This is a genomic window from Methylobacterium mesophilicum (assembly GCF_036441335.1).
Classification (GTDB): Bacteria; Pseudomonadota; Alphaproteobacteria; order Rhizobiales; family Beijerinckiaceae; genus Methylobacterium; species Methylobacterium mesophilicum_B.
Genome location: NZ_MLBW01000036.1, coordinates 11,574 through 24,904, shown reverse-complemented (window position 1 = coordinate 24,904; position 13,331 = coordinate 11,574). Strand labels below are relative to the sequence as shown.

Here is a 13,331-nt window from a genome sequence, read left to right as displayed (position 1 = left end):
TTCCGACGGAGTCATCGTGTCGATCAGAGCCGCCCTGCACCACGTCACGCACTACCGCTACGACCGGCCGATCAGCCTGGGACCCCAGGTGATCCGCCTGCGCCCGGCCCCCCACGCCCGCACCAAGGTCCCGGCCTACGCGCTCACGGTGACGCCGGCCAACCACTTCCTGAACTGGCAGCAGGATCCGAGCGGCAACTGGCTCGCCCGCCTGGTCTTCCCCGAGAAGACCGACGAGCTGCGGATCGAGGTCGACCTCACCGCCGACATGGCGGTGATCAACCCGTTCGACTTCTTCGTGGAGGAATACGCCCAGGTCCGGCCGTTCGCGTACGACCCCGCCCTCGCCGAGGAGCTGGCCCCCTACCGCACGCCCGTCGACGCGGATTGTCCCGAGATGGAGGCGCTGCTGGCCCGTCTCCCGGAGGAGCCCAACACGGTCCAGTTCCTGGTGGCGCTGAACGGCCTGATCGCCCGGGAGACCGCCTACGGCGTCCGCATGGAGCCGGGCGTCCAGACCCCCGCCGAGACCCTGCGGCTGAAGAGCGGCTCCTGCCGCGACTCGGCGTGGCTGCTCGTGCAGGTGCTGCGCCGGATCGGCCTCGCCGCCCGGTTCGTCTCCGGCTACCTGATCCAGCTCGTGCCCGACACGACCGCGGTCGATGGGCCGACCGGCGCGTCGTCGGACTTCACCGACCTGCACGCCTGGGCCGAGGTCTACCTGCCGGGCGCCGGCTGGGTCGGTATGGACGCCACGTCGGGCCTGCTCACCGGCGAGGGCCACATCCCGCTCGCCGCGACGCCGCACTACCACTCCGCCGCGCCGATCTCGGGCGCGATGGAGCCGGCCGAGACCGCGTTCGACTTCGCGATGACGATCACCCGCGTCGCCGAGACGCCGCGGATCACCAAGCCGTTCTCGGAGGACGTCTGGGCCGCCATGGACGCCCTGGGCGAGCGGGTCGACGCCGACCTCGCCGCGCAGGACGTGCGGCTGACCATGGGCGGCGAGCCGACCTTCGTGTCGGTGGACGATTTCGAATCGCCCGAGTGGAACATCGCGGCCGTCGGTCCGACCAAGCGCGGGCTCGCCGACCAGCTGATCCGGCGCCTGCGCGACCGGTTCGGCCCGGGGGGGCTGCTCCATTACGGCCAGGGCAAGTGGTACCCCGGCGAGAGCCTGCCCCGCTGGGCCTTCGCGCTCTACTGGCGCAAGGACGGCCAGCCGATCTGGCGGAACCCGGACCTGATCGCCCCGGAAGCCGCCCCCGGGGAGGCCGGCACCGCCACCATCGCGCAGGCCCAGGCGCTCGCCGACGCGCTGGCCCGCCGTCTCGGCCTCGCCGACTACGTCTTCCCGGCCTTCGAGGACGGGGAACTCTGGGAGCGGAAGACCGCGGAGCTGCCGGTCAACGTCACGCCGGCCGACGCCAAGTCGGGCTCGGTGGAGTTCGACGCCCGGATCCGGCGGGTCTACGCGCGGGGCCTCGGGGAGGCGGCCGGCTACGTCCTGCCGCTGGCGAGCCTGCCCACCGGCAAGGATGGCAGGGACGGCGGGGCCGACCGCGTCTGGATCTCGGAGAAGTGGGACTTCCGGCGCGGCGCCGCCTTCCTGGTGCCGGGCGATTCGCCGGTGGGCTTCCGCCTGCCCCTGTCGTCCCTGCCCTACGTGCCGCCGGAGCACTATCCCTACTACCAGCCGCAGGACCCGCTGGAGCCGCGCCCGCCCCTCCCCGACGGGCACCCCGAGGGCCATCCCGGCGCCGCCGTGGTCAACGGCTCCGGCATCACCGGCGTCGCGGTGCGCACGGCCCTGTCGTTCGAGCCCCGGGACGGGGTGGTGCGGGTGTTCATGCCGCCGGTGCAGCGCGCCGACGAGTATCTCGAACTCGCGGGCCACCTGGAGGCGGCCGCCGCCGCGCTGAAGCTGCCGATCCACCTCGAAGGCTACGAGCCGCCCTACGACCCGCGGATCGGCATGATCAAGGTGACGCCCGATCCGGGCGTGATCGAGGTGAACGTTCACCCGGCCGCCTCGTGGCGGGAGGCGGTCGCCATCACCACCGACTTGTACGCTGAGGCGAGGCAAACCCGGCTCGGCGCGGAAAAATTCATGACCGACGGGCGCCACACCGGCACCGGCGGCGGCAACCACGTGGTCATGGGCGGCGTCACGCCGGACGATTCGCCGTTCCTGCGCCGGCCCGACCTGCTGAAGAGCCTCGTGCTCTACTGGCAGCGCCACCCGGCGCTCTCGTACCTGTTCTCGGGCCTCTATATCGGCCCGACCAGCCAGGCGCCGCGCATGGACGAGGCCCGCCACGACGGCCTCTACGAGCTGGAGATCGCGCTGGCCCAGGTCCCCGCCCCCGACGCGCCCAACATCCCGCGCTGGCTGGTCGACCGGATCTTCCGGAACATCCTGGTGGACGTCACCGGCAACACCCACCGGGCCGAGATCTGCATCGACAAGCTCTACTCGCCGGACGGGCCGACCGGGCGCCTCGGCCTGCTGGAGTTCCGCGCCTTCGAGATGCCGCCGGACGCGCGGATGAGCCTCGCGCAGCAGCTCCTGCTCCGCGCCCTCGTGGCCTGGCTGTGGCGGGAGCCGCAGACCGGCGGCTGTGTCCGCTGGGGCACGAACCTCCACGATCGGTTCATGCTGCCGCATTTCCTCTGGTCCGACTTCCTCGCGGTGCTGGAGGATCTCCGGGCGGCGGGGTACGATTTCGATCCGGTCGCCTTCGAGGCGCAGGCCCTGTTCCGGTTCCCGGTCTTCGGCACGGTCGAGCAGGACGGGGTCCGGATGGAGCTGCGCCAGGCGCTGGAGCCCTGGCACGTGATGGGCGAGGAAGGGACCAGCGGGGGCACCGTGCGCTTCGTCGACAGCTCGGTCGAGCGGCTGCAGGTCAGGGTCGAGGGCTTCGTGCCCGAGCGGCACGTCATCGCCTGCAACGGCCGCCGCCTGCCCATGACCTCCACCGGCCGCGGCGGCGAGGCCGTGGCGGGCCTGCGCTTCAAGGCGTGGCAGCCGGCCTCCTCCCTGCACCCGACCATTCCGGCCCACTCGCCGCTGACCTTCGACATCCTCGACGCCTGGAGCGGGCGCTCCCTCGGCGGCTGCCGCTACCACGTCGCCCATCCGGGCGGGCGCAACTACGAGACCCATCCGGTCAACGCCTACGAGGCGGAGGGAAGGCGCCTCGCCCGGTTCCAGCCGAACGGCCACACGCCGGGCCGGGTGGACATGCCGCGCCCGGAACCGAGCGCCGAGTTCCCGCTGACCCTCGACCTGCGGACGCCGGCCCCGCAATGACCGGGGATCCGTGATGGAGGCGGCGCTCGCGGGCAGCCGCGGCCGGGCCGAGCGGCCGGAGGGCGCGCGGGAGCGCGTCGCCCGCTGGTGCGCGGGCTACCGCCCCGCCCCCGGTAGGCCGGACGAGTTCCTGGGCCCCGACGGCGCGCCCCGCGGGGCGTGGCCGCGCCTGCTCGACCGCCTCGGCGGCCTCACCGAGCCGGAGATCATGGCCCGCTTCGTCGCGGCGGAGCGGCACATCCGGGACGCGGGCATCTCGTTCCGCATCGCCGGCGACCAGCGCGAGCACCCCTGGCCGCTGGGCTGCCTGCCCCTGGTGATCGAGGGACCGGAATGGGCGGCGCTCAGCGCCGGCATCGTCCAGCGCGCGGAGCTGATGGAGGCGATCCTCGCCGACGCCTACGGCGCGGGCCGGCTGGTCGCCGAGGGGCTGCTCCCCGCCGCGATCGTGGCCGGCACGCCCGAGTTCCTGCACCCGCTCCACGGGGTCGCGCCCCCCGGCGGCCACTACCTCAAGCTCTACGCGGCCGATCTCGGCCGGGGTCCGGATGGGCGCTGGCAGGTGCTCGCCGACCGGACCCAGGCGCCCTCGGGCCTGGGCTGGGCGCTGGAGAACCGCATGGTCCTGGCCCGGACCTTCCCGGACTTCTTCCAGGACCTCCACGTCGAGCGCCTGCCGGCCTTCTTCCAGGCGTTCCGCGACGGCCTGGCGCTCGGTGCCGAGCGCGCCGACCCGCGGATCTGCCTGCTGACCTCCGGCCCCTACAGCAGCACCTACGTCGAGCAGGCGGCGCTCGCCCGCTACCTCGGCCTGATGCTGGTGGAGGGCGACGACCTCGTCATGCAGGACGGGCGCCTGCACGTGCGCACCGTCTCGGGCCTGAAGCGGGCCGACGCCCTGTGGCGGCGGATCGACGCCGACTTCCTCGATCCCCTGGAGCTGAACCCGGCCTCGCGCCTCGGCGTGCCCGGCATCCTCGACGCCCTGCGCAACGGCTCCCTGGTGATGGCCAACATGCCGGGCGCGGGCCTCGTCGAGTCGGCCGCGCTCGCCCCCTATCTCGACGGCATCGCCCGGCGCGTCCTCGGCGAGCCCCTGCGGCTCGGCCACCCGCGGACGTGGTGGTGCGGCGACCTCGAGGGCCTGGCGCACGCGCGGGCCAACCTCGACAGCCTGACCCTGCGCCCGGCCGCCACGCCCCAGCGCGGGGCGGGGCGCGACGCGATCCTGGCCGGTCCGGTCCTGGCGGCGGAGCGGGAGCGGGTCGTGGCGGCCCTGCGCGACCGGCCCTTCGACTACGTCGCCCAGGAGGCGGCGCCACTCTCGACCATGCCGGGCTGGGAGCGCGGCCCGGACGGCCTGTTCCTGACACCCCGCCCCTTCGTGGTCCGCGTCTTCGCCACGCGCACGCCGCTCGGCTGGCAGGTCATGCCCGGCGGCTTCTGTCGGGTCTCGGAGCGCGAGGACGTCGACCCGATCGAGCTGCGGCTCGGCATCCGCTCCGCCGACGTCTGGGTCCTGTCCGAGGAGCCGGTCGCCGCGCCCCTGATCGGCGCGCAGGCGACCCCGCGGGTGCGGCGGGTCGGCGGCCACCTCCCCGCCCGGGCCGCCGACGGCCTGTTCTGGCTCGGCCGCTACCTCGAGCGCGGCGAGGCGGTGATCCGGCTGGTGCTGGCCCACCTGCGCAGCGTCGGCGACGCCGTCGGGACCGACATCTCGGGCGCCCTCGACACGCCGGCGGCCCTGGCGCTGCGGGCCCTGCTGCACGAGTGGGGCGCCGTCAGTGCCGCCGACCTGCCCACCGCCCGCCTCGCCCAGGAGGCGCTCTCCGGGCGCGACCGGCCGGGCNCCCGCTGGCGCGCGCGGCGGTGGCGGCCGGGCAGGTCCTGTTCCTGGCCATGGCGGCCCTGCGGATCGCGGCCCTCGCCATCGCGGCCCCGGTGGCCGCGGAGGCGGTGGTGCCCCTCGCCGAGGCCGACCTGCCGGTCTACACGATCCTCGTCCCCCTCCACCGCGAGGCGGCGGTTGTGCCGGACCTGCTCAGGGCGCTCTCCGCCCTCGACTATCCGGCCGCCAAGCTCGACATCAAGCTGCTGCTCGAGGCGGACGACGCGGAGACCGCCGCGGCGATCCCCCGCGACACCCTCCCGGCCCGGTTCGAGGTGATCACGGTGCCGCCGGGCGGCCCGCGCACCAAGCCGCGGGCGCTCAACGCCGCGCTGCCGCTCGCCCGCGGCACCCTGATCACGGTCTACGACGCCGAGGACGTGCCCGATCCCGGGCAGCTGCGGCTGGCGGCCGCCCTGTTCGCGCGCCTGCCCGCGCGCACCGCCTGCCTCCAGGGGCGGCTCGTGATCGACAATGCCGGCGATTCGCGCCTCGCCCGCGCCTTCGCCCTGGAATATGCCGGGCTGTTCGACGTCCTGAACCCGGCCATCGCCCGCTGCGGCCTGCCGGTCCCGCTGGGCGGCACCTCGATGCACCTGCGCACCCGCGTGGTGCGGGCGCTGCACGGCTGGGACGCCCACAACGTCACCGAGGACGCGGATCTCGGCCTGCGCCTCGCGCTGGCGGGTTACACCGTCGGCGACCTGCCCAGCCCCACCTTCGAGGAGGCGCCGGCCCGCCTCGGGCCCTGGCTCGGCCAGCGCACCCGCTGGCTGAAGGGCCTGGTCCAGACGAGCCTCACTCACGGGCGGTGCCCGCTGGCCAACGCCCGCAGGCTCGGCGGCCTGGAGACGCTCTGCGCCGCCGCCCTGGTCCCCGGGACGGTGGTCTCGGCGCTCGCCTACCCGGTCTGCCTCGCCGCGGCGGCGTGGTCCTTCCTGGTCCGGGACATCCCGGCCGCCCCCGTCTTCCTGGACAACCTCTCCACGGGGCTCGCCCTCACGCTGTTCGGGACGGGGCTCGCCGCCCTGGTCCTGCCCGCCCTGGTCGGCTGCGCCCGGCGCGGCTGGGGAGATCTCGCCCGGTCGGTCCCGTGGATGCCGGCCTACTTCCTGCTGGTCAGCCTCGCCGCGTGGCTGGCGCTGATCGAGCTGGTCCGCGCGCCGCTGCGCTGGAACAAGACCCGGCACGGCCTCGCGCGGACCTCCCGCAGCGGCCGCCGGCGCCGGGCGTACCCTGCGACAGCCTGCGACAGACTGCGACACCGGGACGTGACCGGGCGGCGGCGGATGCGCGTCGGCTTGATCTGGATCAGTCGCGGGCCCGCGCCGGGCCGCTAGCTTGGCCAGCCGGCTCCCGCCCGCGCCGCGGGCGGCCGGTGATTCGCCTCGCGTGGGTTCAAGCGATGCCGGCCTATCACCTCCGACGCACCCTCGAGCACGCGGACGGCCGCTGCGGCCTCGCCTTCGCCAGCGACTGCCTGGAGGCGGACGACGTCGAGGCGGCGATCCGCAGCGCCCGCGACCGGTGCCGGGCCGCCGCCAACATGCTCCTGACCGGGGCGGTGCTGACGGATTCCGTCGGCCGGATCCTGTGGTCGTTCACCCTGGCGCTGGCCCGGGAGCCGCTCTGCGTCCGGCCGACGAGCTGAGGGCCGCGGCGGAACCCCGCGGATGGGCACGCCGTGCAACGCCCGCGGCCCGCGGCAGGCGGAGCGGCGGGGCGCGGGGCTGGCGCCTGAGCTGGCGCGTGACTTGCCGCGTGACTTGGCGCCCGACCCCCTCGGCGGCGTCGCGCGGGCGCTGCCGGCCCTCGCCCGGGCGGAGAAGATCTCCCGGCGGGCGGCCGCCCACGGCTTCGACTGGGACGACGCCGCCCAGGTCGTCGACAAGGTCCACGAGGAGACCGACGAGGTCGCCGAGGCCCTGGCGGCGGGCGACCCGGAGGCCCTGTCGGAGGAGATCGGCGACCTGCTGTTCGCGGTGGCCAACCTCGCCCGGCACGCCGGGATCGACCCGGAGACGGCCCTGCGCGACGGCACCGCCAAGTTCGAGCGCCGCTTCGCCGCCATGGCGCGCCATCTCGCGGCGTCCGGGGGCACCCTCGGCCGCTCCGACCTCGCCGCCATGGAGGCGGCGTGGCAGGCGGCCAAGCGCGACGAGGCGGCGGGCGGGTCCTAGCGGCGCGTGGCCCGGATCCGAAGCGGGCGACCGCCTCGCGAGATCCGCGACCGGGACCTTCTCGCCCGTCCCCGTTCGGGCGGCGGATCCGCCGGGCTCCGCAACGGTGATCCGACGCGTTGGCGTTGCGGCCGCCGGGCGTTAAACCCGTGCCATGTTCGACGATGCAGCCGCTCAGCGCTATCTCGCGGGACTGGCCCCCGTGGCGGCGGGATCGGTGCGCTGGCTCATCTACGATCACGACCGGCAATGGGTCTCGGTCGTTGACGGCAATCTCGCGTCCCTGCGGCAGGATTGCCTGCATGTCCTCGGCGCCTCCGCGGAGGCGGACGCCACCGCGTCCCTCGTCGACGCGATCCGCGACTTCCTCGCCGAAGGGACGGATCGCACCCCGCAGATCGTCGCCCTCTCGTGCGCCGTGCTGATGCAGAGCGTCGGGGATCTCGACGCGGTGTTCGATCGGATCCGGTCCGGCGTCATGGCAACCCTCGTCTACGCCGAGGACGTCGTGGTCAGGCCCGTCGCCGCCTAGAGCGGACCGGCGCGTGCCCGGCACGCCGGCGACCGCGGCCCTCGCGGCGGCCCTCGCGGTGTCAGCCGGGGGCGGCTTGATCCCGCGAGGCGACGGCGTTCCCGACAGAGGGCTTCCGGGCGCGCGTCGGCGGCCGCCGATGCCGGGATTCCCGCTCCGGACGCGCCGGCTCGCATGGAAGGAACCTTCCCCGTCCAGGTTCCGAGGCCGGGCGCTGCCGCGGTCCTGATCGACCGCGCCGCGACCCGCGCCGGGTTTACCCGCGGCGATCCTCCGCGGCTCCCCCGCGCCCCGAGGGCTCGACACGTCGCGGCGCGCGGATATGTTCCGCGCATGCGCCTCGCCCTGCCCGTCCTCGCCGCCCTCGCCGTCACCGCCGCCCTGTCCCGGCCCGCCGCGGCCGAGACCGTCCTCCAGGAGCGGTTCGGCTGCCACACCCAGGAGGTCACGGACCGCCTGTTCAAGCTGGTCATGGCGGGCGACGAATCCGGGTTCGGCCAGCTGCTGCAGGGCAGCCTCGCCAGCGGCGAGTGCCGGTCGTTCAAGCCCGGCGAGGAGGTCCGGCTCGAGTCCCGGACGATGAGCTACGGCTGCCTCGCCGTGAAGGACACGCAGGACCGCTGCTACTGGACGCCGCTGAGCGCCATCGAGAAGGCGAACTGACCGCGGCCTGACGCGGGTCCGGGCGGCGGCGGACCGGCGCCCGGGGGCGCCGGCCCGCCGCGCGGCCGGAATGTGGTCAGGCGGCCTTCTTGCTCCTGCCCTTCGACGGCTCCGCGTCCGGTTCGGCCCCGCCGGGCTCGCCCGCGGCGTTGATCGACTCGGCGATCTTCGAGAGCAGCGCGTCGGTCCGCTTCTCCTCCTGCAGGGTCTCGTCCAGGAGCTTGGCGGCGTCCGCGTAGCCGAGCTGGGCCGCCCAAGTCTTCAGGGTGCCGTAGCGGGCGATCTCGTAATGCTCCACCGCCTGGGCGCAGGCGGCCAGCACCGCGTCGGCGGCCGGGCTGTCGGCGAAGTCGTCGAGATCCTCCTCCATCTCCGAGACGATGCCCTGCATCGCCTCGCAGGTCTTGGCCCGGGCCGGCTTGCCGATGATCTCGAAGACCTGCGTCAGGCGCTCCACCTGCTGGGCGCTCTCCTCGGCATGGGTCTCGAAGGCCTGGCGGAGGTCGTCGTGCTCCGCCGCCTTGGCGGATTTCTTGAGGGCTTTCACCGACTGCTTCTCGGCGTAGTAGACGTCCTTCAGGGTCTCGTAGAAGGCGTCCTGCAGCGTCTTCTGCTTGGCCATTCGGTCTGTCTCCGTTGGGAGCCGCACTCCGTGTCGGCGGCGTCCTCCGGGGAACTCCGGTCCGGCCGGCCGTATCCGGACGATATCTTCGCCCTGTGGAGGAACCTTTCGCGGCTCAGCGGCCGGCCCCGTCCGGGCGCGGCTTCCGTCCGGCCCGCGGGGCGGCGGCGCCCGGTTTCGGCCGCAGGCGGTCGAGGACGGCCTCCAGGGCGCGCTCCACGGCGTCGCGGTCCGGCACGCTCTCCGGCGGGGGCGGGGTCGATCTGCCCGGGTCGCGGCGCTTCGGCATGTCGTCCGCCCGTATCGGCGCCGGGCCGACCGGTCTTCCGGCCCGCGCGGCGGCTTCCGGCCGGTCGATCGGCCAGGATCCCGTGATCAAAGCCTGCCGGGATCCGGGGATCCCGGGATCCTGTGATCAAGGTTCGCGGATGGTTGCTGGCGCGTCGGGACCCGGACCTTTCGGCGGCCGTGCCGGATCACCGGAGATCTCGGTCGCGGCCTCGGCGGATCTGCGGCCCCCGCCGAACGGCCAGTCGATCAGGCCGCCGGCCCAGAGCGCCGCCCAGACGAAGACCGGCTGAAACGCGAGGCGCGGCCCGTGGTACCACCAGGAATCCGGGATGCCGTCGACGTGGACGTGGTCGAAGGCGTGCTTGAGGTTCGCCGGGTAGACACAGACCGCGTAGAGGGCGAGGCCGAGCGCGGCCGCCCGGCGGAACCGCCCGGTGACGAGGCCGATCGCCCCGGCGATCTCGCACAGGCCGGTCGCCAGGATGACGAGCCGCGGCTGCGGCACCCAGTCGGGCATGAGCGGCAGCATCGCGTCGGTCGCCACGAGGTGGACCACGCCGATGAACAGGTAGATCGCCGCGAGGGCGTAGCGCAGGCGCCGCCGCCAAGTCTCGATCGGCCCCTCGATCGGCCCCTCGATCGCTCCCCCGATCACGCGACCATGTCCTCGGCCACGCCGCAGGCCTGCGCCACGCGGGCGCGCAGGGCCGCCACGAGGCGGCTCACCGCCGGGTGGCCGGCGCCCGGGAACGCCGTGTCGCCGACGGCCGTCACGGGGGCCAGGAGCCGCAGGGAGTTGGTCAGGAACACGGCCTCGGCGCCGAGCAGGTCGGGCAGGCCGAGGGACCGTTCCTCGGCCCGCAGCCCGCATCCGGCGGCGAGGCCCAGCACCTCCGCCCGCACGATGCCGGCGAGCACGCCGTCCTCGAGCGGCGGCGTGACCAGACTGGTGCCGACCAGGGCGAAGAGATTGCCGGTGCCCGCGCAGGCGACGCGGCCCCGGGTGTTGCGGAACAGCGCCTCGTCGAACCCCGCGGCGGCGGCCTCCCGGGCGGCCAGCACCGCGTCGAGATAGCCCAGCGTCTTCAGGCGGCTGGCGGGGGAGGTGTCGTTGCGGGCGATGGCCGTCGGCCACAGGCGCAGGGGCGCGAAGGCGACGGCCCCGGGGCTCGCGGCCGCGGTGGCGAACAGGGTCGGGTTCGGCGCGTCCGGCGGCTTCAGGCCGCGCGGGCCGGAGCCGCGGGTGAGGGTGGTGCGGATCGCGAGCCGCTCCCCCTGCCCCGCGAGGTCCCGCACGGCCGCGCGGATCCGCTCGGGTTCGGCCGGGATCCCCAGCGTCGCCGCGGAGGCCGCGAGCCGGGCGATATGGGCGTCCTCGAAGGCGACCCGGCCGCCGAGCGCCAAGGCCGTATCGAAGAGGCCGTCGCCGAGCGTCAGGCCGCGGTCGGTGTGGTCGAGGGGGGCCGTGGTCCCGGGAACGAGCGCCCCGTCACGCCACAGCATCGCGGCGCCCCTCCGGCCGTTCCCGCCACGCGCGGGCCAGTCCCAGGAAGTTGGCGAACAGGGCGTGCCCGCCCTCGGTCAGGACCGATTCCGGGTGGAACTGGATGCCGTAGGTCGGGTGGGTCCGGTGGGAGAGCGCCATCACCTCCCCCTCCTGCGAGACCGCGTCGACCGAGAGGTGTTGTTCCATGTCGGGGCCGGGATTCACGACCAGCGAGTGGTAGCGCCCGACCGGCATCGGCGCCGGCAGCCCGGCGAACAGGCGCTCGCCCGTGTGCGCGATCGGCGTCATCTGCCCGTGCAGGGGGCGCTGCGCCCGCGCGACCGTGCCGCCGAAGGCCGCGCCGATCGCCTGGTGGCCGAGGCAGACGCCGAGGATCGGCACCGCGCCCGACAGGTCCCGGATCGCCGGCAGGGAGATCCCGGCGTCCGCGGGGGTGCAGGGCCCGGGCGAGACCACCAGGGCCTCCGGCTCCAGCGCCCGGATGCCGGGCACGTCCAGGGCGTCGTTGCGCACGACCCGGACCTCCTCGCCCAGCTCCTCGAAGTAGCGGACCACGTTGAAGACGAACGAGTCGTAGTTGTCGAGGACGAGGATCATGCGAAGGCCTCGAACACGCGGGCGGCCTTGGCCAGGGTCTCGTCGTATTCCGGGCCCGGCTCCGACAGCAGCGTCACCCCGCCCCCGGCCTGCAGGACCGCCTGCCGGTCGTCCATGAACACGGTGCGGATCGCGATCGAGCTGTCCATCGCCCCGTCGAAGCCGATCCGGCCGATGGCGCCGCAATAGAGTTCCCGCGCGTCCCCCTCGATCTCCGTGATGATGTCCATGGCGCGGATTTTTGGGGCTCCCGTGATCGAGCCGCCCGGAAAGGTCCCTTCCAGGAGGTCGAGGGCGTCGAGCCCGTCGCGGAGTCGTCCGGTCACCACCGACACCAGATGGTGGACGTTGGCGTAGGTCTCCAGCCCGCACAGGGTGGGCACCGCGACGCTGCCGGGCTCGCACACCCGCGACAGGTCGTTGCGCAGCAGGTCGACGATCATGACGTTCTCGGCCCGCTCCTTCACGTTGGCCTGGAGGGCTTCGGCGACCCGTCGGTCGGCCTCCGGATCGTCGAGGCGGCGGGCGGTGCCCTTGATCGGCCGCGTCTCCACGTGCCGGCCGTCCAGCCGGATGAAGCGCTCGGGCGAGGACGAGGCGATCGTCAGCCCCTCCCACTCCAGATAGGCCCCGAAGGTCGCCGGGTTGGTGGCGCGCAGGCGCCGGTAGAGGGCGAAGGCGTCGAAATCCGCCGGCAGGTCGGCGCTGAAGCGCTGGGCGATGTTGGCTTGGTAAATGTCGCCGGCGCGGATATAAGCGCGGACCTTTTCGACAGCATCCTCATAGGTTTGCCGGTCGAAGTTCGAGCGCCACGTGAGCTGTTTTCCGGATCGGCCCGGGGCCTCTGCCGGTTCGCTGCCGAGCCGGTCTGCGAAGGCCGCCAGCCGCGCCTCCGCGCGGGCCTGCCGGGCGGCGGGTTCCAGCGCGGGGAAGCCGGTGGCGACGAGCCGGGCCGTGCCGGCGGCCTGATCGATCACCAGGGCCGTATCGTAGAGGTTCAGGGCGATGTCGTCGGTCAGCCCCGCCCGTCGGGCCGGCGCCGCGACCCGCTCCAAAGCCGCGCCGAGATCGTAGGCGAAGTAGCCGATCGCCCCACCGGGGAAGGGGTTCTCGGGGTCGGGCGCGATCCGGTAGGGCGCGAGGCAGGCGCGCAGGGCCGTGAAGGGGCCGCCCGGAACGCGAGTGCCATTCAGGGTCGCGACCCCGTCGCGGAAGCGGAAGCGCGCGAACGGGTCGGCGGCCACGATCGCGTAACGCCCGAGCGGATCGTGCCGCATGGCGCTGTCAAGGAAGGCGAGCCCCGGCAGGGACCGCAGCCGGGCGGCGGCCGCGACGGGATCGATGAAGGGGATCTCTCGGGTCCACATGACCGGGTTCGGGGCCGTATCCTCGGGCTGTGCGTCATGCTGCCGTCGCACAGGCGGTGCCGCGGGGGAAGCGGCAGTTCCACGCAGGCACACGCCGTGAGGTGCAGGCTGGACGCGTCCCAGGCGCAGGGCGACCGCACCGAGTCTTGATGTTCTGCCTCAGGTTCGTCCGACAAACTTCTGCGAGATCGTCACATTTCTGCTTTTCGGAAAGCCTCGCGGTCGCGGCTGGCCACCCCTGCGGCTGCCGGCCTCGCGCGGGCGGCCTGGAACCGCTATAGGAGCGGGATTCCGAATTCTCGTCCTCGCGCTCCGTGTGGCTGTCTCACCGGCCACGCGCGCGGGTGGCGTCCGACCCGTCGAATGCG

General features: G+C 74.1%; 11 protein-coding genes and 2 pseudogenes. 7 read left to right on the top strand and 6 right to left on the bottom strand.

Features of this window, described 5'->3' with window-relative positions:
- Positions 1 to 16 precede the first annotated feature (16 nt).
- The 7 genes and pseudogenes from MMR14E_RS27555 to MMR14E_RS27525 all read left to right on the top strand — a co-directional run bounded on the left by MMR14E_RS27555 (position 17) and on the right by MMR14E_RS27525 (position 8,579).
- Complete coding sequence (locus MMR14E_RS27555; protein WP_331318752.1) at positions 17 to 3,316, top strand: transglutaminase family protein; 3,300 nt, start codon at positions 17 to 19, stop codon at positions 3,314 to 3,316.
- Positions 3,317 to 3,329: 13 nt separating this feature from the next.
- Positions 3,330 to 5,483, top strand: coding sequence for a circularly permuted type 2 ATP-grasp protein (locus tag MMR14E_RS27550; RefSeq protein WP_331318751.1), 2,154 nt, complete (start codon positions 3,330 to 3,332; stop codon positions 5,481 to 5,483).
- Positions 5,366 to 6,544: pseudogene (locus tag MMR14E_RS27545) on the top strand (glycosyltransferase family 2 protein); the annotation flags it as partial. The gene MMR14E_RS27550 and the pseudogene MMR14E_RS27545, both read left to right, overlap by 118 nt.
- Positions 6,545 to 6,609: 65 nt before the next feature.
- Positions 6,610 to 6,855 carry a hypothetical protein gene (locus MMR14E_RS27540; protein WP_331318749.1) on the top strand — a complete coding sequence of 82 codons (246 nt, stop codon included), beginning with the start codon at positions 6,610 to 6,612 and terminating at the stop codon, positions 6,853 to 6,855.
- A gap of 124 nt (positions 6,856 to 6,979) precedes the next feature.
- Positions 6,980 to 7,384, top strand: a pseudogene (locus MMR14E_RS27535) (MazG nucleotide pyrophosphohydrolase domain-containing protein); the annotation flags it as partial.
- Between the two features lie 154 nt (positions 7,385 to 7,538).
- Entirely contained in the window at positions 7,539 to 7,916 is a 378-nt protein-coding gene (locus tag MMR14E_RS27530; protein WP_331318747.1) for a hypothetical protein, read from the top strand.
- Positions 7,917 to 8,249: 333 nt separating this feature from the next.
- Entirely contained in the window at positions 8,250 to 8,579 is a 330-nt protein-coding gene (locus MMR14E_RS27525) for a hypothetical protein (RefSeq protein WP_331318745.1), read from the top strand.
- 76 nt (positions 8,580 to 8,655) lie between these two features.
- Here the strand turns inward: MMR14E_RS27525 and MMR14E_RS27520 are convergent, their stop codons facing one another.
- The 6 genes from MMR14E_RS27520 to pabB all read right to left on the bottom strand — a co-directional run bounded on the left by MMR14E_RS27520 (position 8,656) and on the right by pabB (position 12,963).
- Positions 8,656 to 9,201 (bottom strand): ferritin-like domain-containing protein, encoded by a 546-nt coding sequence (locus MMR14E_RS27520; RefSeq protein WP_331318743.1) that lies wholly within the window; start codon positions 9,199 to 9,201, stop codon positions 8,656 to 8,658.
- Positions 9,202 to 9,316: 115 nt separating this feature from the next.
- Positions 9,317 to 9,490: a hypothetical protein gene (locus tag MMR14E_RS27515; RefSeq protein WP_331318741.1), complete on the bottom strand. Its 174-nt coding sequence runs from the start codon at positions 9,488 to 9,490 to the stop codon at positions 9,317 to 9,319.
- Positions 9,491 to 9,616: 126 nt separating this feature from the next.
- Entirely contained in the window at positions 9,617 to 10,147 is a 531-nt protein-coding gene (locus tag MMR14E_RS27510) for a DoxX family protein (RefSeq protein ID WP_419539444.1), read from the bottom strand.
- Positions 10,144 to 10,995, bottom strand: coding sequence for an aminotransferase class IV (locus tag MMR14E_RS27505; protein WP_331318739.1), 852 nt, complete (start codon positions 10,993 to 10,995; stop codon positions 10,144 to 10,146). The genes MMR14E_RS27510 and MMR14E_RS27505 overlap by 4 nt, the downstream gene beginning before the upstream one ends.
- Entirely contained in the window at positions 10,982 to 11,596 is a 615-nt protein-coding gene (locus MMR14E_RS27500; protein WP_331318737.1) for an aminodeoxychorismate/anthranilate synthase component II, read from the bottom strand. Before MMR14E_RS27500 ends, MMR14E_RS27505 begins: the two co-directional genes overlap by 14 nt.
- Entirely contained in the window at positions 11,593 to 12,963 is a 1,371-nt protein-coding gene (gene pabB / locus MMR14E_RS27495) for an aminodeoxychorismate synthase component I (protein ID WP_331318736.1), read from the bottom strand. Before pabB ends, MMR14E_RS27500 begins: the two co-directional genes overlap by 4 nt.
- Positions 12,964 to 13,331 lie beyond the last annotated feature (368 nt).

What these genes read in the sequence shown, in the direction of transcription:
- MMR14E_RS27540 (WP_331318749.1), top strand. Translation starts at nt 6,610, where the DNA reads ATGCCGGCCTATCACCTCCGACGCACCCTCGAGCACGCGGACGGCCGC.
- MMR14E_RS27530 (WP_331318747.1), top strand. Translation starts at nt 7,539, where the DNA reads ATGTTCGACGATGCAGCCGCTCAGCGCTATCTCGCGGGACTGGCCCCC.
- MMR14E_RS27525 (WP_331318745.1), top strand. Translation starts at nt 8,250, where the DNA reads ATGCGCCTCGCCCTGCCCGTCCTCGCCGCCCTCGCCGTCACCGCCGCC.
- MMR14E_RS27520 (WP_331318743.1), bottom strand. Translation starts at nt 9,201, where the DNA reads ATGGCCAAGCAGAAGACGCTGCAGGACGCCTTCTACGAGACCCTGAAG.
- MMR14E_RS27515 (WP_331318741.1), bottom strand. Translation starts at nt 9,490, where the DNA reads ATGCCGAAGCGCCGCGACCCGGGCAGATCGACCCCGCCCCCGCCGGAG.
- MMR14E_RS27505 (WP_331318739.1), bottom strand. Translation starts at nt 10,995, where the DNA reads ATGCTGTGGCGTGACGGGGCGCTCGTTCCCGGGACCACGGCCCCCCTC.
- MMR14E_RS27500 (WP_331318737.1), bottom strand. Translation starts at nt 11,596, where the DNA reads ATGATCCTCGTCCTCGACAACTACGACTCGTTCGTCTTCAACGTGGTC.
- pabB (WP_331318736.1), bottom strand. Translation starts at nt 12,963, where the DNA reads ATGTGGACCCGAGAGATCCCCTTCATCGATCCCGTCGCGGCCGCCGCC.